This window comes from Microbulbifer maximicatervae (SeqCode), from assembly GCF_052467825.1.
Genome location: NZ_CP174327.1, coordinates 2171678 through 2191595 on the forward strand (window position 1 = coordinate 2171678; position 19918 = coordinate 2191595).

At 52.2% G+C, this 19918-nt stretch carries 21 protein-coding genes; 6 read left to right on the forward strand and 15 right to left on the reverse strand.

Annotated features, from left to right (window positions below; genetic code table 11):
- Positions 1-53 precede the first annotated feature (53 nt).
- From ACJJII_RS09630 to rsxA, 7 genes are all read right to left on the reverse strand, one after another.
- Complete coding sequence (locus ACJJII_RS09630; RefSeq protein ID WP_282934272.1) at positions 54-761, reverse strand: TetR/AcrR family transcriptional regulator; 708 nt, start codon at positions 759-761, stop codon at positions 54-56.
- Between the two features lie 333 nt (positions 762-1094).
- Positions 1095-1808, reverse strand: coding sequence for an electron transport complex subunit E (locus tag ACJJII_RS09635; RefSeq protein WP_282934271.1), 714 nt, complete (start codon positions 1806-1808; stop codon positions 1095-1097).
- Positions 1808-2512: an electron transport complex subunit RsxG gene (gene rsxG / locus ACJJII_RS09640; RefSeq protein ID WP_413664384.1), complete on the reverse strand. Its 705-nt coding sequence runs from the start codon at positions 2510-2512 to the stop codon at positions 1808-1810. Before rsxG ends, ACJJII_RS09635 begins: the two co-directional genes overlap by 1 nt.
- A complete protein-coding gene (locus ACJJII_RS09645) occupies positions 2512-3564 on the reverse strand; it encodes an RnfABCDGE type electron transport complex subunit D (RefSeq protein ID WP_444906414.1) in 1053 nt (350 codons plus the stop codon). Before ACJJII_RS09645 ends, rsxG begins: the two co-directional genes overlap by 1 nt.
- The gene (gene rsxC / locus ACJJII_RS09650; RefSeq protein ID WP_444919271.1) at positions 3564-5615 is read right to left on the reverse strand and encodes an electron transport complex subunit RsxC; all 2052 of its coding nucleotides are present in this window, start codon (positions 5613-5615) and stop codon (positions 3564-3566) included. Before rsxC ends, ACJJII_RS09645 begins: the two co-directional genes overlap by 1 nt.
- A gap of 71 nt (positions 5616-5686) precedes the next feature.
- The gene (rsxB, locus tag ACJJII_RS09655) at positions 5687-6301 is read right to left on the reverse strand and encodes an electron transport complex subunit RsxB (RefSeq protein ID WP_444895199.1); all 615 of its coding nucleotides are present in this window, start codon (positions 6299-6301) and stop codon (positions 5687-5689) included.
- Positions 6302-6310: 9 nt separating this feature from the next.
- Positions 6311-6886, reverse strand: a complete 576-nt coding sequence (gene rsxA, locus ACJJII_RS09660) for an electron transport complex subunit RsxA (RefSeq protein ID WP_108731788.1) — start codon at positions 6884-6886, stop codon at positions 6311-6313.
- Positions 6887-7288: 402 nt separating this feature from the next.
- On the opposite strand from rsxA, the gene yghU reads away from it, so the two are divergent.
- Positions 7289-8167, forward strand: a complete 879-nt coding sequence (gene yghU / locus ACJJII_RS09665; protein ID WP_444918984.1) for a glutathione-dependent disulfide-bond oxidoreductase — start codon at positions 7289-7291, stop codon at positions 8165-8167.
- Between the two features lie 126 nt (positions 8168-8293).
- Here yghU and ACJJII_RS09670 read toward each other — a convergent pair whose 3' ends face one another.
- The 4 genes from ACJJII_RS09670 to ACJJII_RS09685 all read right to left on the reverse strand — a co-directional run bounded on the left by ACJJII_RS09670 (position 8294) and on the right by ACJJII_RS09685 (position 10510).
- Complete coding sequence (locus ACJJII_RS09670; RefSeq protein WP_413664387.1) at positions 8294-8536, reverse strand: hypothetical protein; 243 nt, start codon at positions 8534-8536, stop codon at positions 8294-8296.
- The gene (locus ACJJII_RS09675) at positions 8514-9011 is read right to left on the reverse strand and encodes a hypothetical protein (RefSeq protein ID WP_413664388.1); all 498 of its coding nucleotides are present in this window, start codon (positions 9009-9011) and stop codon (positions 8514-8516) included. The genes ACJJII_RS09670 and ACJJII_RS09675 overlap by 23 nt, the downstream gene beginning before the upstream one ends.
- A gap of 39 nt (positions 9012-9050) precedes the next feature.
- Positions 9051-9302, reverse strand: coding sequence for a hypothetical protein (locus tag ACJJII_RS09680; RefSeq protein WP_282934265.1), 252 nt, complete (start codon positions 9300-9302; stop codon positions 9051-9053).
- Between the two features lie 260 nt (positions 9303-9562).
- Positions 9563-10510: a D-2-hydroxyacid dehydrogenase gene (locus ACJJII_RS09685; RefSeq protein ID WP_444918985.1), complete on the reverse strand. Its 948-nt coding sequence runs from the start codon at positions 10508-10510 to the stop codon at positions 9563-9565.
- Positions 10511-10661: 151 nt separating this feature from the next.
- Here ACJJII_RS09685 and ACJJII_RS09690 point away from each other — a divergent pair, with 151 nt between their 5' ends.
- Complete coding sequence (locus ACJJII_RS09690) at positions 10662-11564, forward strand: EamA family transporter (protein WP_444906413.1); 903 nt, start codon at positions 10662-10664, stop codon at positions 11562-11564.
- Between the two features lie 10 nt (positions 11565-11574).
- Here ACJJII_RS09690 and metG read toward each other — a convergent pair whose 3' ends face one another.
- Positions 11575-13602, reverse strand: coding sequence for a methionine--tRNA ligase (gene metG / locus ACJJII_RS09695; protein ID WP_444918986.1), 2028 nt, complete (start codon positions 13600-13602; stop codon positions 11575-11577).
- A 211-nt stretch (positions 13603-13813) separates the two neighbouring features.
- Between metG and apbC the strand changes: the two genes are divergently transcribed.
- Positions 13814-14965 carry an iron-sulfur cluster carrier protein ApbC gene (gene apbC / locus ACJJII_RS09700; protein WP_444914753.1) on the forward strand — a complete coding sequence of 384 codons (1152 nt, stop codon included), beginning with the start codon at positions 13814-13816 and terminating at the stop codon, positions 14963-14965.
- Positions 14966-15557: 592 nt separating this feature from the next.
- On the forward strand, positions 15558-15950 hold the full coding sequence (locus tag ACJJII_RS09705) for a hypothetical protein (RefSeq protein WP_282934259.1): 393 nt from the start codon (positions 15558-15560) through the stop codon (positions 15948-15950).
- 8 nt (positions 15951-15958) lie between these two features.
- Here the strand turns inward: ACJJII_RS09705 and trhO are convergent, their stop codons facing one another.
- The gene (trhO, locus tag ACJJII_RS09710; RefSeq protein WP_444918987.1) at positions 15959-16960 is read right to left on the reverse strand and encodes an oxygen-dependent tRNA uridine(34) hydroxylase TrhO; all 1002 of its coding nucleotides are present in this window, start codon (positions 16958-16960) and stop codon (positions 15959-15961) included.
- A 197-nt stretch (positions 16961-17157) separates the two neighbouring features.
- Here trhO and ACJJII_RS09715 point away from each other — a divergent pair, with 197 nt between their 5' ends.
- Together ACJJII_RS09715 and ACJJII_RS09720 are read left to right on the forward strand one after the other, a co-directional pair.
- Positions 17158-17418, forward strand: a complete 261-nt coding sequence (locus ACJJII_RS09715; protein WP_108731798.1) for a hypothetical protein — start codon at positions 17158-17160, stop codon at positions 17416-17418.
- A 203-nt stretch (positions 17419-17621) separates the two neighbouring features.
- Positions 17622-18155, forward strand: a complete 534-nt coding sequence (locus ACJJII_RS09720; RefSeq protein ID WP_444918988.1) for a hypothetical protein — start codon at positions 17622-17624, stop codon at positions 18153-18155.
- A gap of 92 nt (positions 18156-18247) precedes the next feature.
- On the opposite strand, the gene ACJJII_RS09725 is transcribed toward ACJJII_RS09720, so the two are convergent.
- Both ACJJII_RS09725 and ACJJII_RS09730 read right to left on the reverse strand, forming a co-directional pair.
- Positions 18248-18652, reverse strand: coding sequence for a 3D domain-containing protein (locus tag ACJJII_RS09725; protein ID WP_238152122.1), 405 nt, complete (start codon positions 18650-18652; stop codon positions 18248-18250).
- 506 nt (positions 18653-19158) lie between these two features.
- A complete protein-coding gene (locus ACJJII_RS09730; protein WP_444918989.1) occupies positions 19159-19896 on the reverse strand; it encodes a tetratricopeptide repeat protein in 738 nt (245 codons plus the stop codon).
- Between the last annotated feature and the right edge of the window lie 22 nt (positions 19897-19918).

Below are 19918 nucleotides of genomic sequence, written 5' to 3' on the forward strand. Positions count from 1 at the left end.
ATGGAGGGGACAACTCCATACCCGTTTCCTGGAGACGAGTAATTCAGAAAGATTCAGCCGTATGCTGCAGTTTCAGCAACAACTGTTGCCGCTGGAATTAATCCGTTGATCATCAAGGTGACGGTGCGTTCCAACAGCGGTGAGTCGATAGCAATAGCACCACTCAAAATTTCATACTCAAGGTTCAGGATCGTACCGTGAGCAATTTGTGCAGCCGCTTCAGAATCAGCCAGACCCAGTAATTGGAAGAATTCCTTGATCATTGACTCTCTGGCGTGATTGGCCATCCGCACCGCGCGGGTCAGCTGCTCATTGCGAAGCGCTTCATTGCGGAATGCCAGTTCAACCAATCTGCGATCCCGGTCTTCAGCCTGGGTGCGGACATGAGTAAGAATAAAACGGGTCAATTGTTGAATCAGCAGTTTACGACTGCTATGTGACGCCCGTTCTTGTGCGGATAAATTCCGTGCCGCACTAAAACTCTCTTCATGCAGTTGGCGTGTAGCCTCGAGTCCCTGCTCAACAAAATAAGTAAATGAATCGCTGATCAGGTCATTCAGGTCTTTGAAATAATAAGTAGTAGCCGCGAGAGGAACGTTAGCTTCGCGGGCGACTGCACGGTGCCTGATGCCGCGGATACCTTCTTTAACGATCAGTCTCAGGGTGGCCTCTAGAATCGCCTTGCGCCGCAGACGGCTATCTGCGCGTTGGGCCCGGCGGCCGTGGTAGACCAATTCAGACTTTCCAGTGTCTACAGTCATAGCATTATCCCTGTCTTATTGCGTTGGCGCCGATAGCAAGGTGAAGCTGGTCGGCCGTGCCATTCTAGCCAAACAAAATTAAAAAAAGGGAATAATGCTATTACATTCGATTACACGAATATTGCACTGGTACAGCGCAATTAATGTAAAAAAGTGGGGATTTGATGATGTATCTCATCATACTGAAAAAGTGAAAGATGAAAAATCCGCAAGATACAGATTAGTGAGGGGGTTCACATTTTGGCTTTTGGTGAAAAAGTTAAGTTCTGCAATCGATTGGCAGGACAAATAGCCATTCAATTGCAGAATTAAATTGGTTAGCTGCTGCTTATCTTAAGAGATTTTTCCGGTAACACGTACGCGCTTTGAGCCTGGAATGATCTTAACTTTCTGGCTTTTATGCCTTTCAATACCGATATCAATGGCGTTTTTTGCTGCGATCAATAAGCCGGCGACAAGGAACGCACCGGGAGGAAGCACGGCAACAAGAACGCCTGGATAGTCACTGCCAAAAATTGAAATACCCCAATCTTTTGCCATTGAACCAAATAACAAGTCCATATCTGAAAATAGCGTGCCTTGGCCAAGAATTTCTCTGACTGCGCCAATGGCGATGAGTACTGCAGTGAAACCTATACCCATCATAAATCCATCTGCCAGGGACGGAAGCACGGGGTTTTTACTGGCAAAAGCATCTGCTCGTCCCAGGATCGCGCAGTTGGTTACGATTAGCGGGATAAAAATACCTAGTACCAAGTAAAGCTCGTAGGTATAAGCCTTCATCAATAGCTCAACGCAGGTAACGAAAGTGGCGATGATCATAACGGAGGCTGGTAAACGGACAGTATCCGGAATTTGTCGTCGAATCAGGGAGACCGCAAGGTTTGAGCAGGTGAGAACTCCGGTAGTGGCCAAGCCTAGGCCGATGCCGTTCACCACGGAACCGGTGACCGCTAGCAGGGGACAGAGGCCAAGCAATTGCACCAGCGCAGGGTTATTTTTCCACAGCCCATTTTGGGCGATTTCTGTGTAGCCGGGAGTTGCCATCAGTTCTGCTCCTCAACCGCCGCAGGTACTTGTTCCGAGTCGATTTCAGAGTTCTCAATCTCTACTGCTCGCTTGGACATTGGCGCATTAAATATTTGTTCGTGGTGCTGGGCTACAAACTCAAGCACCTGGTGTACTTCATTGACGACAGCGCGAGGAGTAATTGTTGCGCCAGTAAATTCATCAAAAACGCCGCCATCCTTTTGTACCTTCCAATCGGCTGAGGGCGGATTTTTTAGTGACAAGCCGTCAAACTGGAGCACCCAGTTACTTTTCTTCAGCTCGACTTTATCGCCCAGCCCCGGAGTTTCTGTGTGGCTTGTTACCCTGACGCCAGCAATAGTGCCATCGCGATTCACACCAACGAGTATTTTTATCGGGCCGGAATATCCATCCGGTGTGACTGCGGGCACAATGACTGCAGAGACTTTTCCGTCCTCTTCCCGCGCGAGATTGATATCTCCACCTTGTTGCAGGCCTAGCTGATTCCAGTAAGGCTTTGGAATTGGATAGGTGTCTACCAACATGTCATTACTGTGGCGTTCCAATGGGATAATTTCCAGTAGTGCTTTCGCCGAAGCTTCCCGGATAGCTCTCTCAATCGGTTCTTTAGTCGTAATTTGGGTCACTGCGAGTGTACCTGCAGTGACCAGGGCGATAAGAGTGAGAACGGCGGCATTGGAGGCCATTGACTGTTTAAGCATCAGCTCTCCTCCAGGTCGGTAGCGCGGCGGGAGCCCTTGTGGCCATAGGTCCGTGGAAGCGTGTAGTTATCAATGGTTGGTGTTGCAAAGTTCATCAGCAATACAGCAAAAGCCACCGCATCGGGGTAAGTGCCCCAGGCCCGGATTACATAAGTGAGCAGCCCCACACCGGCCCCAAAAATCAGGCGGCCCCGGTTACTGGTGGCACCGCTGACAGGGTCGGTAATAATAAAGAAGGCCCCAAACATGGTGGCCCCAGAAAATAAATGCAGTACGGGGGATCCCTCTGACAAGGAACTGCCGCTGTCGTAGAAAAACAGGGAAATCAGAGTGAGGGTGGCGAGCATGGCAACCGGAGCATGCCAGGTAATAATGCCGCGAAATAATAAGAACAGCCCACCTAACAGGAATCCGAAGCTGACGGTTTCCCAACCGACTCCAGCAAATGTGCCTTTATTGAGGACCGGCTCCATTTCATAGAGCTGGGAGAGAAGCACTGACTCGTTTAACCGCACGATTTCTAGTGGTGTAGCGCGGGTAAAACCATCGACATTGTAGGTACCGATTACCAGAGAGAAGGCTTCTTCCAGGCTGGGTGTCCCGCCGATAACCTCTGCAGCTCCCACCCAACGGGTCATATCTACCGGGAAACTAATCAGCAGGACAACATAGCCCACCATTGCGGGGTTAAATGGGTTGTACCCCATGCCGCCATAAAGATGCTTGGCCAGGACAATTGCCACCGCAGTGCCCACTATCGGCAGCCACCAGGCACAGTAGGCTGGAAGCGCGATACCGAGCAGCAGTGCAGTTACAAAAGCACTGCAATCCCGCAGATAGAATGCTGCCGGCCTGCCGCGCAATCTCATTACCGCTGCTTCACACAGAAGCGCTGTGATTGTGCACAGGGCAATATTGATCAGTACTCCGATACCGAAATAAATCACCATCGCCAGCACACCGGGTATGGTGGCCGCGGCGACTTGTAGCATGACTTTGGTGGTGTCATTGCCGGAACGGGCGTGAGGGGAGGTGGCGCGCATCAGAGACATTATTGCTTTCCGTCCTGTGCTGCTTTTTGTTCGCGCATTTTGTCTTCCAGTTTCTTTTGTAGCTTCTCCAGGGCACTTTCGAATGCGCCCAGATTGGCATCATCTTCATCCCGAGCCTTTTGCAGGCGAGTCTCAGCTTTGGCGACGCGCTTGCGCAGTGCTTCGATATCTGCAGCAAGTCTGTCGGCGTCACTCATCTGGGCCCGCGCCTCTGCGGAGGCACGGGCTTTGGTAATTGCCCGCACAGCTGCATTGGTTTCTTCCTGGTTGGGCTCCCGGGTGGTATCCCTATCGGCGCGTCGTTCGGCAAGGGTCAACTTGTGTTGTGCTTCCTGCAATTTCACTTCAGCAGCTTTGAGTTGCGCTGCCAATTGGTCGCGCTGGCTCTCATCGGCAGCTTCCAGTTTATTGCGCATGCGTTCCACCCGGCTCTCGGCACTGGAGAAAGTACGCTGGGCGCGGGCCAAAAGCTGCTTAGGATCCTCCTGGCGGGACTTAACTCTCGCGAGGGCGGCGGCGACAACGTCTGCTTCCTGCTTTTCAGCTTTGGCAGTCGGAGATTCAGGGTTTTGTTCCCTTTGCTGGCGAGCTTGTTCAGCGGCTTTGCGCCGGGCTTCGCGTTTCGCTTCCTTCTCTTTTTCAGCTTTTTCAAGACGCAACTTGCGGAATTCGAAACGATCACGTGCGCGATCGGACTTTTCTTTTTCCGCTTCAGCAGTGCGAATTGCACCTTTGGCAGCGCGGTAGTACTGAACCAGGGGAATCGTACTGGGGCAGACGTAAGAGCAGGCACCGCACTCGATACAGTCAAACAGGTTATAGGCCTGTAACTTCTCCCGTTCGTCGGCGCGGGCATACCAATAGAGTTGTTGCGGCAGCAGGGAAGCCGGGCATGCCTCTGCGCAAAAACCGCAGCGAATACAAGCTTGGGCCACCGGTGCTGGCGGTAGCTCCTCACGGGTCGGTACCAGCAGGCAGTTGGTGGTTTTTACGATCGGAGCGCGTTGATCGTCAATCGTATAACCCATCATCGGACCGCCGATGATCACCTTTTGCATCAGGCCCCGATGGACACCGTGGTATTTGAGGATATGTTCTATGGGAGTGCCGATAGGCACATCGATATTGCGCTGCTGCTCCAGTGCTTTGCCGACAACAGTCGTCACTCGGCTGATCAGGGGTTCGCCAAACCGAATCGCGCGATATACCGCGCGAGCAGTGCCGACATTCTGGCATACAATCCCCACATTGGCCGGTAGCCCTTTGTTGGGCACTTCTCGGCCGGTAAGGATTTGAATCAGCTGTTTTTCGCCGCCGGACGGATACTTTGTGGGGAATACCACGATATCGAATCGAGTGCCTTCGACAGCTTTGCGCATCGCGCGGATAGCTTTGGGCTTATTGTCTTCGATACCAATCAATACCCGTTCGGGCTGGTCGAGGATATGGGCAAGAATTTCCACGCCGGCAATAATTTCGTCGGCACGCTCCCGCATAAGCATATCGTCGGCAGTGATATAGGGTTCACACTCTGTCCCATTGATAATCAAAGTATCAATTTCGGCGCCGCCGTGAGGGTCTAGCTTCACAGCGGTTGGAAACCCTGCACCGCCCATGCCGGCAATACCGCAGTCGCGGATCTTGTCCAGAAGCTCTATCGGTGAAATCTGGAGGTAATCTTCGCAGGGGGTGAGTTCGCACCAGGCATCGTCGCCGTCTGTGCGAATGACAATGCAGTCCTCCAGCAGACCCGAAGGGTGGGGAACTGGATAGGGTTCAATGGCCATAACCCTGCCGGAGCTGGGAGCATGCACTGGACAGCTAATGAAACCGTCGGCTTCGGCAATCTTTTGCCCCTTTAATACCTTATCACCGAGGTTCACCAGCGGTATGGCGGTGGTACCGGAGTGCTGTAGCAGTGGTACGATCAAGTCCTCGGCGAGGGGGATCACTCCTATAGGCTCACCGGTACTCTGGTGTTTGTTCTCGGGAGGGTGCACTCCGCCGGGGAAGTCGTTGGGGCGCAGCTCGCGCGCTTTTTCACTGGCAATCAGTTGTGCCTCGCGGGCTGCGCGTCTCTCCTGAACGGCCTCTCTTTGTTTGGTCTTGCTATCTACGGGGTTCAAACCGCGCCTCCCCCGGTATGTTCTTGAATAGTGCGGCGATCGCTGGCAATTAGCACCGAGCTATCGCTGGGCTTGTGTGGATGCCAATCCTGTAAAGCGGTTTCCAGGGGAACCATATCGATACAGTCAACGGGGCAGGGCTCGACACAAAGGTCGCATCCTGTGCACTCGTCGGTGATCACCGTGTGCATATATTTGGCGGCGCCCGCAATGGCATCTACCGGGCAGGCCTGAATACATTTGGTGCAACCGATGCACTCTGCCTCGCGGATAAATGCCACTTTTTTTACATCTTCAACGCCATGCTCGGCGTCCAGTGGCATGGGCTCTATATCCAGCAGATTGGCCAACTCATTGATAGTGGCCTGCCCGCCGGGGGGGCACTTGTTGATGGTATCGCCGTGCACTATCGCTTCTGCGTAGGGGCGACAGCCGGGGTAGCCACACTGGCCACATTGAGTCTGTGGCAACAGGGCATCGACCTGCTCAACGAGGGGGTCACCCTCCACCCGGAAGCGAACGGCTGCGAAACCCAGCAGGGCACCGAATACCAATGCCATGCCACCGAGCACCAGCAGGGGAGAAGAAATTTGTGAAATCCAGTCCAGCATTTCGAAACCCTATACCAGACCGCTAAAGCCCATAAATGCCAGCGACATCAGTCCGGCAGTGACCATACCGATTGCGGCGCCGCGAAATGGCAGCGGGACATCGGCGGCAAAGAGGCGCTCGCGCATCGAGGAGAACAAGATTAATACCAGGGAGAAACCCACTGCTGCGCCAAATCCGTAAAGAGTGGATTGTATAAAAGTATGCGCTTTCATAGTGTTCTGCAGGGCGACACCCAACACGGCACAGTTGGTAGTGATCAGCGGTAGAAAAACGCCTAGCACCTTGTACATCAAGGGGCTGGTCTTCTGGATAAACATCTGTGTGAACTGTACGACGACAGCAATCACCAGAATAAATGAGATGGTGCGAAGATCTTCAATACCAAAAGGGGCCAACAGATAGGTGTTGACCAGGTATGAACAAATAGAGGCCAAAGTAAGTACAAAGGTGGTAGCGCCGGCCATACCCACAGCGGTCTCCAGTTTATTGGAGACTCCCATAAACGGGCACAGGCCGAGAAACTGCACTAACACATAATTATTGACCAAGATGGTGCTGAGCAGAATGACGGCAAATTCGGTCATAACAGGTCCGGTTAAAGCCCGAGGGCGGAGTGGCGCGAACAGCGGCAATGGCGTCGGCAGGGTTAAGGTGAGACTAGCACCTTCCTTGTGAGCACCGTCGAATGCCGCGCAGGGCGGCTATTATGGTTGAGTCGCTTGGGGGCTTCAACTCGTGAGGAGGGTGGCAGGGGAAAAGGGCCGACAAAGGGCCACCTCTGGATCAAAAGGATTCCACTTGGAGTAAAGGTGGAGGTCTTTGTGGATACTATTTGCAGTACCTTTGCCAATTTGAAACGATAGGTACAAGATGGGTAACCCAGTTTGGTACTTGGTGTTAAGCGTGGGGTAGAGGCAATACAGTATATTGACGCGGCATGCGTGTTTTTGCTTGAGAGCAACCTTAAATTCAGTTGGAGCAGTTTAATGTCGAACGAAACCTACACTCCCCCCAAGGTTTGGCAGTGGGATAAGGAAAGCGGGGGCGCTTTTGCCAGTATCAATCGGCCGGTAGCGGGTGCGACCCATGATAAAGCGCTGCCGCAGGGGCAGCACCCGATGCAGCTCTATTCTTTGGCCACGCCGAACGGGGTTAAAGCGACGGTGATGTTAGAAGAGTTATTGGAACTCGGGTTTGAGGGAGCCGAATACGATGCCCATTTAGTCCGTATTACTGAAGGAGAGCAGTTTGGCAGTGGTTTTGTAGAGGCAAACCCAAATTCCAAGATTCCGGTCTTAGTGGATCACAGCACTACGCCACCAATCCGGGTATTTGAGAGTGGCTCCATACTGCTTTACCTGGCGGAAAAGTTTAATGTCTTCTTGCCTCATACGCCCGAGCAGCGCACCGAGGCTTTGAATTGGCTCTTCTGGCAGATGGGCTCGGCCCCTTACCTGGGGGGAGGCTTTGGACACTTTTATGCCTATGCACCGGAAAAATATGAATACCCGATCAACCGATTTGCTATGGAAGTAAAGCGCCAGTTGGACGTATTGGACCAACAGCTGGCAAAGCATCCGTATGTGGCGGGAAGGACTTATACCATCGCCGATATTGCGATCTGGCCCTGGTATGGGGCTCTGGTGCGCAATGAAGCTTATAGTGCGGCGGAATTTCTCGATACCCAGAGTTATAAAAATCTCAATCGTTGGGTGGGGGAAATTGCAGAGCGGCCAGCAGTAAAGCGCGGACGAATGGTCAATCGAACCTGGGGTGAGCCCAGCGAACAACTACATGAGCGCCACAGCGCTGGTGATTTTGACAATAACACCCAAGATAAAGTGACCGATAAGGATGTTGATTAATACAGGGTATTAATAGGTAAGGCTGGCACAAGGATGTGCCAGTATCTATTTTCTAAGGTTATTTTCCGGTGCCCCTCTTTTTAGAAGTGGCCGTTGAATTAATATTTATATAAAGAGTAGCGTCGGCTAAAAAGCCCTCATAGACAGCATAAACTGAACCACCTGTGAGGTGCGGGGCAATTGCCATAATTTTTCCGCCGCGAAGCCGGCGATTAAAGCCAGGCCTAAAACCAATGGCAGGGGAATTCCCTGTAAACGCTGCTGAACATCTTGCTGTTGCTGATTTACGATTGCCAATACACTGAGCCGCTGTCGCTCCGTATCCCGGCTGCATTGTTCGATCTGTTTATTTAAAGACTTCAGTGACATCGTTTAAAGCCTCTTTAACTTGTCGCTTGGTCTCTTCAAAACCCAGTAGGGGCACCAGCTTCTTTTGATAAACGATAGCTCCCGCCAAAATAGCGACCTGGATAAGAATAAATACCAGAAATGCCAAATAAATAGACTGGGAAAAATAGTAGGCAATCAGCCCAACGCCTCCACAGAGACTGACGATGAGGGCCGCACTTAGAGGCAGTAACATTAGTTGCAGGGCAACAATACGCTTGCCGGCTGCAATTGTTCTATCCAACTCCAACTGGAATAGCTTTTGAATATTAGCCAACCAGGCAGTCAGTAGGGTCAGTGTTGCCTCGGCGCGAGCGAGGGTAGCTTCAAGGCTATTTTCACCTTCTCCATCAGAGTCTTTCCCTGAGGGAGAAGGTGAAGACTGACCCGGGCTGCGCTCCTGCGCAGCGGAATCGGCATTCTCGCCAGACGCTTGGGACTTTTTTTCATTGCCCATCAGGGGGTGTCCTTACCAGTCGAAAAAAAGAGAGAAGCGTTACTTAAAGAGCTTCGCAATTGCCCAGCCAACAACAAATGCACAGCCAACAGCGAGAATGGGGCGCTCCCGAAGTGAGGACTCCGCTTTTTCCATTACATCGGTGGCACGTTGTCTCTGGGACTCTACAGAGGTCCGGGCCCTCTCTTTCAAGCTGCCAGCAGCTTGTGAAGCGGCCTCTCCAGCAAGATTATAGGCCTGTTGCAGCTTCTCCCTACTGGAGTTCGTATGTGGAGATCTTGCGGTTGCCATCAGGTTTCTCCTCTCGGGGTTTAATTGCCGAGGAAGTCTATAGTCCCGCGTGGTAATTCCCACTTGAAAAAGGGGTTTTTTTCACGCGATTTTTGCAGGAAAAAGTCCCTGTCTCTGCTACTGATCTTGGACTATGGCTGGCAGCTGTTCGGGCCCGGTCGTAGTTTCAAACGGCAAAAGCCGGCCTGAGTTCACAGAGGGGATTAGTCCTCGGACCGGCAGATGCCTGAGATGGCTTGGGTTAGATAAAAGCGAGTTGTTTATGGATGGCTGGTACTCTCACTTTTCCAGGTTTCAATATTCTCTACGACGCCGTTGAGTAGGCGCTGGCGTGATTCACGGCTGATCCAGGCGTTGTGGGGGGTGATAATCAAATTGGGGATATCTCTGTCCAATAGTGGGTGACTGGCGGGTGGGGGCTCCTGGCTGAGGACATCCAGCGCCGCCCCCCCAAGGTGTCCACTGCGCAAAGCATCCGCCAGTGCCTGTTCATTGACCAGCCCGCCCCGAGCCGTATTGACCAGGAGTGCGCCGGGTTTCATCGCGGCGATGAATTGCTCGTCTACCAGCTGATCGGTTTCTTCTGTGAGCGGGCAGTGCAGACTGATGACATCGGACTCTGCACACAATTGTTGCAGTGGCGTCCTGCCTTCAGCGGGTGTGCTGCTAAATGATTCAGCCACCAGTACCCGCATGTCCAGGGCTTCCCCCAGTTTTGCCACCTTCTGCCCGAGGGCACCAAAGCCAATGATACCGAGTGTTTTTCCTGCGAGTTCAACCACTGGGTGATCGAGCAGGCAAAAAATTGTAGATTGGCTCCAGCGTCCGGCAAAAACATCGTTGTGATAGCGGTGCCACTTGGAAGCAAGAGCCAGGATCAGGGCAAGAGTGTGCTGTGGTACAGAAGCCCCCGCATAACCTTTAACGTTGTACACCGGAATATTTAATTCCTGTGCGGCGGCGAGATCGATGTTATTTGTACCGGTTGCACAAACACAAATCATTTTTAATTTGCTGGCCTGCTCCAATAATGTGCGGCTTATTATGACTTTATTGGTTATTACCACCTCGGCCTCGGCGATTCGCTCCGCGACTTTTTCGGCGGGAGTCGTTTCATAGAAGTCCCACTGGTCTAGACTATTTGTTAGGGCCGAGGTATCCAGCTCCTCAAGCTTCATTGTCAAAGTGTCCAGAAATACGCCGCGCATGACATCTCCTCGATAGATTTGCAGTGTGGTGGACATGCTACGGCAGTGAAGAAGGAATGCAAAACTTTGCTGGCCAGCGGCCTTAACTGCGCATATTCGTGGCTACGGTTGGTTTGTCGGGGCCTTTCTGTCGCAATTGAAGAGGGCCTCTATGGGAATATCGTTTACCGCTGCCAGTCTTGTTTTAATTTCTGCATTTCTACACGCGGGTTGGAATTTACTGGGGAAGTCCCGCACACCAACTCCCGCCTTTTTTTGTATCGCGACTCTCAGTGTTGGAATTTTTCTTCTACCGCTAAATTTTTGGTTGCTATATCAGGTTGATTCACTCCCGCGAAGTTTTTGGATCCTCCTTATCGGTAGTGGTTTTTTTCAAATGATTTATATGGGGGGCTTATCCCTCGCCTACCAGCGAGCCAATATGGGATTGGTCTATCCCGTTGCTCGAGCATTGCCGGTATTGCTGGTTGCACTGGCAACGGTATTGTTGGGGCAATCGTTGCCTCCACTCGCCTGGGTGGGAATGCTGTTGGTGACAATTGGCTGCCTGCTGGTACCGCTGGTGTATTTCCGCGAGTGGCACTGGAGAGCTTATTGGCGCGCGGACTGCGCCTGGGCGCTGGTAGCAGCCATTGGCACTGTGGGCTATTCACTGGCGGATAAAGGGGCGCTGATTTACCTGGGGGATGCTGCGGGAGGCACTATCCCTGCGCTTGTTCTGGCCTACAGCTATTTGGGGATGCAGTTTCTCGCCTGTGGTGTATGGCTGCTTCTGGGTTGCTTGGGTCAGAGTGGCACTGCGCCATTGATCCAAAGTTTTCGGGACTTGAAGGTCGGGGCTCTGACCGGTGCCATGATGGGAGCGACTTACGGCCTGGTACTGCTGGCGATGACAATGACTGAAAATGTGAGTTATGTAGTCGCCCTAAGGCAGTTGAGTATTCCCCTGGGCGTGGGCTTGGCGGTCTGGTTACTCAAGGAGCCGGCACACAGGCCCCAGCTGCTGGGAGTGGGGCTGGTGTGTGCCGGCTTGATTGCAGTTTCCCTGCGTTAGCGTAGGGGAATTACATTACGCGCATACCGGGTTTGGCTCCCTCGTGGGGCTCCAGTATCCACAGGTCCTTACCTCCGGGACCCGCTGCCAGAACCATGCCTTCACTGACACCAAAGCGCATTTTACGCGGCGCCAGGTTAGCGACCATAACGGTGTGCTTACCTTCCAGGTCTTCAGGGGCGTAGGCGCTTTTAATACCGGCAAATACCTGGCGGGTTTCGCCGCCCAGGTCCAGGGTTAAGCGCAGCAGTTTACCGGCGCCTTCAACATGCTCAGCTTTGGCGATCAGGGCGATCCTCAAGTCTACTTTGGCGAAGTCATCAAACTGGATTTCCTCAGCAATGGGGTCCTCCGCCAGAGGGCCGGTAGCAGCTTTGGTTTCCGCTTGTAGCTGGGCCAGGGATTCCGCAGCCGCATCCATAACCGCATCTACCTGGGTTTTCTCCACCCGTTGCAGCAGCGGCTTGAACTTCTTGATTTCGTGATCTGTCAGCGGTTTGGTTGCGCTGTTCCAATCCAGCTCACTGTTGAGGAACTCCGCCGCTTTTTGTGCAGTGTTGGGCAATACCGGGGCGAGCCAGGTGATCAGGGCGCGGAACATATTCACACCCTGGGAGCAAATAGCCAGAACCTCAGCTTCGGTGCCCGCCTGCTTGGCAAGGGACCAGGGAGCCTTGTCGGCGATCCAGGCATTGGCGGCGTCGGCCAGAGCCATAATGTCGCGCATGGCACGGGCGTATTCTCGCTGCTCGTAATACTCAGCAATTCGTGGAGCCGCTTCTACAAATTGGTTCCACAATTGTTCGTCGGCCAGTTCGCTGGCCAGCTTGCCACCGGACTTGCTGACAAACTTGGCGGTGCGAGAGGCGATATTGACTACTTTACCCACCAGGTCAGAGTTCACCTTGGCGATAAAGTCATCCAGGTTCAGGTCCAGGTCATCGACGCCACCGGTCAGTTTGGCGGCGAAATAGTAGCGCAAATACTCAGGGCTCAAGTGATCCAGGTAGTTGCGGGCATTGATAAAGGTGCCGCGGGACTTGGACATCTTCTTACCGTTTACGGTAAGGAAGCCGTGTACGCAAACTTTATTGGGGGTGCGGAAGTCCGCTGAGTCCAGCATGGCTGGCCAAAAGAGTGCGTGGAAGTTGACGATATCCTTGCCGATAAAGTGGTAGACCTCGGCGTCGCTGTCTTTTTTCCAGTACTCCTGCCAGTCCAGCCCTTTGCTGTCGCAGTAGTTTTTGAGACTGGCCATATAGCCAATGGGAGCGTCGAGCCACACGTAGAAATATTTGCCCGGCGCATCGGGAATTTCGAAACCGAAGTAAGGGGCGTCGCGGGAAATATCCCACTCTTGCAGGCCCTCTTCCAGCCATTCGGCCAGCTTGTTGGCTACTTCATCCTGGAGAGTGCCGGAGCGGGTCCACTCGCGCAGGTATTCGGTGAATGCGGGCAGGGTAAAGAAGAAGTGCTCTGACTCCTTTTCTATCGGAGTGGCGCCGGAGATTGCTGATACCGGATCGATCAGTTCGGTAGGGCTGTAGGTGGCGCCACAGGCTTCACAGTTATCACCATACTGGTCGGGCGTGCTGCAGCGGGGGCAGGTTCCCTTGATATAGCGATCCGCCAGGAAAAGCTGTTTCTCTGGATCGAAAGCCTGGGTAATAGTGCGCGATGCGATGTGGCCGTTTTCGCTGAGGCGGCGGTAGATCATTGCCGACAGCTCGCGGTTTTCCTCTGAATGGGTGGAGTGGTAGTTGTCTACACCAATTAGGAAGTCGGCGAAGTCGCGCTCGTGTTCTGCCTGCATATTGGCGATATGCTGTTCCGGGGTCAGGCCCAGTTGTTCAGCCTTCAGCATAATTGCAGTGCCGTGAGCATCGTCGGCACAGATATACAGGCAGTTATTACCGCGCGCACGCTGAAAGCGGGCCCAAATATCGGTTTGGATATATTCGAGCACATGGCCCAGATGTAGGGAGCCATTGGCATAGGGCAGTGCGCTGGTGACGAGAATGTTGCGCGTATCGGACATCGGTTTTTCCATCGCTGTGGGGTTGCGGCCAGGGACTCACGGAGAGTGGGCCGAAGATCGTCAAAAGACCGCGGAATATAGCAGATTTGCACTATGTCGTGGAGGGATCAAGCTGGCTTATGTGAATCCTTGTTTGGCTGCTGTGGCTGGTGTTAGGCCGCGTCATCCGACACAATGCGAGCCAATCTAGAAGCGCTGAGAGGGAGATACCGTGAGCGATCATCATCACGATCATGACGAGCTGTCACAGGAAGTTCAGGCTGAACTGGAGCGACTGGCGGAGTGCCTCGGCCAGTTGCATGATCCTGCCAGTGGCTTGCCGCTGGATGATTTGGACGCAGAAATTGAAGTTGGGTATGAGGACGAAACTGTTTTCGCCGGGATTACCCTGGGATATCCGTGTGCCAGCCAGGAGGCAGATTGGCTCCAGCGGGTGGAGGAGAGCTGTCAGCCGCTGTTGAAAGCCGGGCCCCTCAAAGGCTCCAAGTTACAGTTTGAGCTGTTCAGCGATATTCCCGCTACGCCGACTTCCGGGGCGCCGGAAACTCTGGCGAAGGTAAAAAACATTGTTGCTGTGGCGTCGGGCAAAGGCGGGGTTGGCAAGTCCACGACTGCGGTCAATCTGGCCCTGGCCCTGGCGGCGGAAGGTGCCCGGGTTGGTTTGTTGGATGCTGATATCTACGGCCCGAGCCTGCCCACCATGCTGGGAACTGAAGACCAGCGCCCGCATGTGAAAGAACAGAAATTCTTTGTGCCGGTAGAGGCTCACGGAATAGAGACAATGTCTCTGGGGTACCTGATGACCGAGGAGACCCCAGCGGTATGGCGCGGGCCTATGGCCAGCGGCGCGCTCAACCAGATTCTCAGTCAAACCCTGTGGGGGGAAAGTCGGGATGGGCTTGATTACCTGGTTGTGGATATGCCCCCGGGTACCGGGGATATTCAATTGACGCTGGCACAGAAAACTACATTGGCCGGTGCGGTAATTGTAACTACCCCTCAAGACCTGGCACTAAAAGATGCCATTAAGGGCGTGGAGATGTTCCGCAAGGTATCGGTACCTGTGCTGGGTATTGTGGAAAATATGGCGCTGCATACTTGTTCCAAGTGTGGTCACAGCGAGCCAATTTTCGGTACCGGTGGCGGTGAGCGAATCGCTGCAGAGTACGATACCCATTTACTGGGAGAGCTTCCGCTGGCACAGAAAATCCGCGCCGATGTGGATAGCGGGCAACCCAGTGTTATTTCCGATCCAGATAGTGAAATTGCTGGTTTTTATTGCGAAATTGCCCGCAAGGCTGCTGCCCAGATCTGGTTAAACAGCAGTGATGACAGCGATATGCCGGAAATCGAAATAAGTTGAACCCATTCGCGATATTGATCACAAAGAAATAATTTTCTTTGTTTTTCTGTTTTTACCGGGCTCCAATATTTCTATATTGATGCAGCCCGGTGTCCCTCATTGAAGTAAGCCGTACTAGTTTGTTCCTTGTTTTATGGTACAGATTTCCTTTTAGCGATAGCCCACTTCTGTCGCGCCCTGGGTAAATTAGAAGTTTCAAAATATTTCACAGAATTACCTGGTAAAAAACAGGGGTATTTTGATCGTACTAGTTACTTATTGCTTTAAAAATCATAAAGCCGATATTTTTTTGCGATATAGACCGCTTATGATTTTTAGGTGGCAGTATTTGCAGGTTTTTTGTCGCTTATTAAATGTAGTTGGGGCTGAGGGTATTAAAACGGGTTTACAGGTGCAGTATTTTCGCCGACAAACGTCAAACCCTTTATACGGATGTTGGGTTGCCGTTGAGGTAGAAGTAAATATCAGGAGTGTACGAGAAAAAAGTCTGCCTTATTTCGCGTTTTCAATACAGGTAAGACAATAAAAAGAGGCATTGCGGAAGCTGTAGTCGATAAAAATAAAAAAGACAAGCGCACGGGTGCTGTTATCAATGAATTTTCATATTAGCTATCGGCCGGCGGGTGGAATAGCGCGTGTGCTTTTTTTTGGTCCGGTGGGGTATAAGGACAAAATAGAAGCCATTGCACTACTGGTGGAAAAGTATCGCCACCGAAAACCCCTACGTGTACTACTCGACCTGCGTTATGCGCGCAGCAAAACCACACTGGAGGAGCACCAGAAGTTTATTCACTTTATTGCTGAGAACCCTGTACTGCGACGGGCATTTATCGCGGTGTTACATCCGCGAGGGCGCTGGACCTGTCCGCTGCCCAGCCATGGCTCCTGCCTGTGCAGGCTCAGTTCGAGGGAGTTCGTTGTGGAGGCCGAGGCAGAGGCCTGGCTAGCCCAGATAAAGGTCGTACCTCAGCCTCTTGCTCTCTAGGGGAGGAGTTAGGCCTGCTGGCTGCGCGCCTGTTGGGCTTCAGCCTGGCGGCGACGCTCCTCTCTCTTTTGCTCGCGGCGGGAGACGGTTTGCGCGCGGGCGTCCTGGCCAATGTGTACTTCACCGCGCTGTTTGGCCAGTTGAATTTGCTTTTCGCGCTCGCGGAAACGGGCTCGGTCAGCTTCCGGTACCTTGTCGTGGCAGTGCGGGCAGCTTACGCCCTGCTCGAACAGGGGAGATTGCTGGTCTTCCTCAGTGATGGGCATGCGGCATGCATTGCATTGATCGTATTTGCCGCGTTCCAGGTTGTGGTTGACTGTCACCCGCTCATCGAAAACAAAGCACTCGCCTTCCCACAGGGATTCTTCTGCTGGGACTTCTTCCAGGTATTTCAAAATACCGCCGTGGAGGTGATATACCTCTTCAAAGCCCTGCTCTTTCATATAGGCTGTGGACTTCTCGCAGCGGATACCGCCGGTGCAGAACATGGCGACCTTCTTGTGCTTGGCCGGGTCCATATTCTCTTTTACATACTTCGGGAACTCGCGGAAAGTCTCAGTTTCCGGGTTGATGGAATTCTTGAAAGTACCGACCTGGAATTCATAGTCATTGCGGGTGTCCACGACAACAACCTCTGGGTCGCTGATCAGGGCATTCCAGTCTTTGGGTTTAACATAGGTCCCGACGGTGCGCAGTGGATCAATGCCCTCTACACCCATGGTGACAATTTCCTTCTTTAGCTTCACTTTGCTGCGCAGGAAGGGCATTGCCTGGGTGATGGACTCTTTGTAGTCCAGGTCGGTGAGGCGCTCGTCTGACTTCAGATGGGCTAATACCGCGTCGATACCTTCGCGGGAGCCGGCTACGGTGCCATTGATGCCCTCTTGGGCCAACAGCAGGGTGCCGCGAACACTGTTTTCCTGCATCACATCCAGCAGTGGGGTGCGAAGCGTTTCAAAGTTCTCAAGGGTAACGAACTTATACAGTGCACAGACAACAAATTGGTTCATGGTACTTCCTCAGTTGCGGGCCGGATCGCAAATCCGGAGCAGAAAAAATCGCCGCGCATTTTATCGCAAAAAAAGGAGCTTGTCGTACAGTAAGCAGGCGGTCCGCATCTGCAAGAAAAGGGATTTGTAGTTGACCGTCGGGCCGCAAGTTGTCAAAGTTCTGGCCGAAATTTCAAGGTCACAGCGAGGCGAATCCCATGGGCGAAGAGTTTGCACCGAAAGAGTCGGAGTTGAGCCAGATCTATCGGGAGGGCGAGGTTTCCGTCCAGATCGATATTTATGAAGATGGTGAGGGCGGCTGGCTGCTTGAAATCGTCGATGAACACAACAACTCAACCGTTTGGGAAGACGCGTTTGAGACTGAGCGGGAAGCGCTGGATGAAGCGCTCGATGCTCTTAAAGAGGAGGGGATCGCTACCTTTGTTGGGCCAGTTCAGGAAGCCGATGGCAGCTGGTAAGCCCTCTGCAGAATGAATCGGCTGACTGGCAATTCCCAGCGGGAGTTGTGGCAAAAGTCGGCTGACATCTGTTCAAACTGCTATGGTTAATGTGAGAAGGGAATCGCGACTGTGTAACAGCACACCCAATCACAGTGCCGCCGCGAGACAATGGTGGAATCCAGGTCTCCGGCGGTACTACCTAACCTGCGGTTACCCTCCCCATGAACCTGCGCTACCTTATTCTGCTGGTGACTATATTAAGTCCACTGGTATCCGCAGAGAGCATCCGCCTTTCCAATCGACAGCTGCTCACCACTGACCTGAAAGAAGCCCGACTTATCTCCGAATTGAGTGGCTATGCCATCGTTGCCGGGCGCCATTGTCTCGATTGCGACGAGAACCTGGCAATTTATATACAGAGAGTTGGCCGCGCCGATATGGGGATAAACCCAGAGAAAATTGGTATTGAGGCTGATCGCTATACCTATCCCGGCCGCTATCTAGATTACATGACCAAGAAACTGGTGGAAAAAACCCGCATGTTTTATGGGCTCTGTCACGAGGGGCAGCCATCGCTTTTATGGCTAACGGAATACAGGGAGGGTGAGCGCTGGGTAAAATCAGAATACTTAATATTAATTGGCGAGGATGGATTAAAACATCGCTATACCGAGAACCAGCAGCCGAGCCTGTTTTATATCGGAAATTCAAATTGTACAGAGCTAGAAGGGTTTTTAATGGAGATGGAACCCTGATTGCTTTTTGGTGGATTAGATATAAATTCTTTTAACAATAAAAAAACCCCGCTGGAGGGCGGGGTCACAAGCTCTGTTGAAATTAGGTCTAATTACTTTACGGGTTCAAAAACAATCTTCAGTTTTTTCTTGCCCCAGGCGCGGGCTTTCTTAATGTCTTTCTCCATCCAAACATCGATTCGGTTAGTAAAACGCTTGTTCATACGGTCGCGCACGGTATAGGTGCCAGGCAGACCTTCAATTTTAACTTTGGCGCCGTTAGTCAGACCGTGTTTTTCCAGGTCACGGGATACGGCGATAATTTTGTCACCGGGGCGCAGGCGGTTGTTCCAAGCTGCTACCCAGGGATCACTGTCAGTTTGTCCGGGTACAGAGTTGTAAGCAGTTGCGTCAACAATCATGGTTTTCTTAAGTGCTGCTGAGGCATTAACGCTTACACCGATAGCGAGCAAGGCAGCAATAAAAAAGGCAGTATTTCGCAGAGTCTGTTTCATCATGTCCCATTACCTCCAGGTCATAAATGGTCACAAGCCAAGGGCTGCTTGTGAAATTTCCAAGTTTGTTTGGAAATCGTTGATCAATATTTAATCAACGCTGGCTATATTACCGGCGATTCCTGAGGTATCAACTTTTTCCTGCAAAGCGAGAAAAAGCCGTATGAATTGGCGGGTTATTTACAGAAAATAAAAAAATGGATTAATTTTAAGATATAAAGAACAATAAAATTGCACTGTATATATTTTGTACAGGAGGAAATGGCCGGATAGAACCCAGCTCCTTGGTAAATGGTTTCAAAAGAGAAAAATTGCGTGACAGCGATGTCATTCTAAAGAGTCGTGCTAGGAGTGGTGGAGGGCATTGCTTAGCATGACTGGAACAGTAAAAAATTCCTTATAAATTATTTGTGACTTATTCTCCATATATTGCTGATATGACAAAAAACAGCAGGTTTTAGCGGAAAAACCGGTGCGTCACATTAAAAAGTGCAGGGAATCCCCAGTACTTACAGCGCGGTTTCGGGGTTTTCCAGTATCGGTTCCACCTGGCTGCGCAATGCGGATAAGTAGTCACTGTCTTCCTGGAGGTCCGGCAGCTTGTGCTGCATGTCCAGCTTCACCGTTTTTTCCAACCAGATGATGGCTTCCTCCAGATTGCCCTGCCATTCACAGACTTGCCCCAGGTTGAAATAGGTGATGGCAAGGTTCTGCCATTCCGCCTGTTCGCGCAGGCCTTGGATTGCACTCTTATATAGAAGGTAAGCCGACCGTAAAAGATGAGCTCGCTGAGTGTGCTCCTTCTCTGTTGCTGCTTGCTGATGGTAAGTGTGTGCCATGGCTGACCGCACTCTCGCGGTGGACTGCGGTAGCACCGCGCCCTTATCCAGGTAATTGAGGACCGATTCGAACTGTGCGCGGGCAAGGGGGTAGAGGTCAGGTCGCGCTTGGGCGCTAAATGCATTGAGCACAATGCCGTAGCGGTAGCGCAGGGCCTGTTGTTGATCCGGATAGTCGGACAGTGAGGAGATGGCCTTTTCGTAAAGTGGCAGTGCGTCGGCGTAGTTGCCCGTGCGGGCGTAGGTTTCAGCCTCAGTAACCAATGCCAGGGAGTGTTGGGCTTGGGATAGATGGTGCCCTAATTGTTGTTTCCCGGAGTTTGAGCTTATGGATATTGCTGCTAGCAATACGGCGATGCCAAGCAGTGCATAAAACAGCATGAGCAGGTTTGAGAGATGTTTGTGCATAGGCACTTCCCGCAGGCTACTT

Coding starts and splice junctions, on each gene's coding strand:
- rsxG (WP_413664384.1), bottom strand. CDS start 2,512: ATGCTTAAACAGTCAATGGCCTCCAATGCCGCCGTTCTCACTCTTATC.
- ACJJII_RS09685 (WP_444918985.1), bottom strand. CDS start 10,510: ATGCGCGGCGTATTTCTGGACACTTTGACAATGAAGCTTGAGGAGCTG.
- ACJJII_RS09715 (WP_108731798.1), top strand. CDS start 17,158: ATGGGCGAAGAGTTTGCACCGAAAGAGTCGGAGTTGAGCCAGATCTAT.
- ACJJII_RS09690 (WP_444906413.1), top strand. CDS start 10,662: ATGGGAATATCGTTTACCGCTGCCAGTCTTGTTTTAATTTCTGCATTT.
- metG (WP_444918986.1), bottom strand. CDS start 13,602: ATGTCCGATACGCGCAACATTCTCGTCACCAGCGCACTGCCCTATGCC.
- rsxB (WP_444895199.1), bottom strand. CDS start 6,301: ATGCTGGACTGGATTTCACAAATTTCTTCTCCCCTGCTGGTGCTCGGT.
- ACJJII_RS09670 (WP_413664387.1), bottom strand. CDS start 8,536: ATGTCACTGAAGTCTTTAAATAAACAGATCGAACAATGCAGCCGGGAT.
- rsxA (WP_108731788.1), bottom strand. CDS start 6,886: ATGACCGAATTTGCCGTCATTCTGCTCAGCACCATCTTGGTCAATAAT.
- ACJJII_RS09705 (WP_282934259.1), top strand. CDS start 15,558: ATGAATTTTCATATTAGCTATCGGCCGGCGGGTGGAATAGCGCGTGTG.
- ACJJII_RS09645 (WP_444906414.1), bottom strand. CDS start 3,564: ATGTCTCTGATGCGCGCCACCTCCCCTCACGCCCGTTCCGGCAATGAC.
- ACJJII_RS09725 (WP_238152122.1), bottom strand. CDS start 18,652: ATGATGAAACAGACTCTGCGAAATACTGCCTTTTTTATTGCTGCCTTG.
- ACJJII_RS09675 (WP_413664388.1), bottom strand. CDS start 9,011: ATGGGCAATGAAAAAAAGTCCCAAGCGTCTGGCGAGAATGCCGATTCC.
- ACJJII_RS09635 (WP_282934271.1), bottom strand. CDS start 1,808: ATGGCAACTCCCGGCTACACAGAAATCGCCCAAAATGGGCTGTGGAAA.
- ACJJII_RS09630 (WP_282934272.1), bottom strand. CDS start 761: ATGACTGTAGACACTGGAAAGTCTGAATTGGTCTACCACGGCCGCCGG.
- trhO (WP_444918987.1), bottom strand. CDS start 16,960: ATGAACCAATTTGTTGTCTGTGCACTGTATAAGTTCGTTACCCTTGAG.
- ACJJII_RS09680 (WP_282934265.1), bottom strand. CDS start 9,302: ATGGCAACCGCAAGATCTCCACATACGAACTCCAGTAGGGAGAAGCTG.
- ACJJII_RS09720 (WP_444918988.1), top strand. CDS start 17,622: ATGAACCTGCGCTACCTTATTCTGCTGGTGACTATATTAAGTCCACTG.
- ACJJII_RS09730 (WP_444918989.1), bottom strand. CDS start 19,896: ATGCACAAACATCTCTCAAACCTGCTCATGCTGTTTTATGCACTGCTT.
- yghU (WP_444918984.1), top strand. CDS start 7,289: ATGTCGAACGAAACCTACACTCCCCCCAAGGTTTGGCAGTGGGATAAG.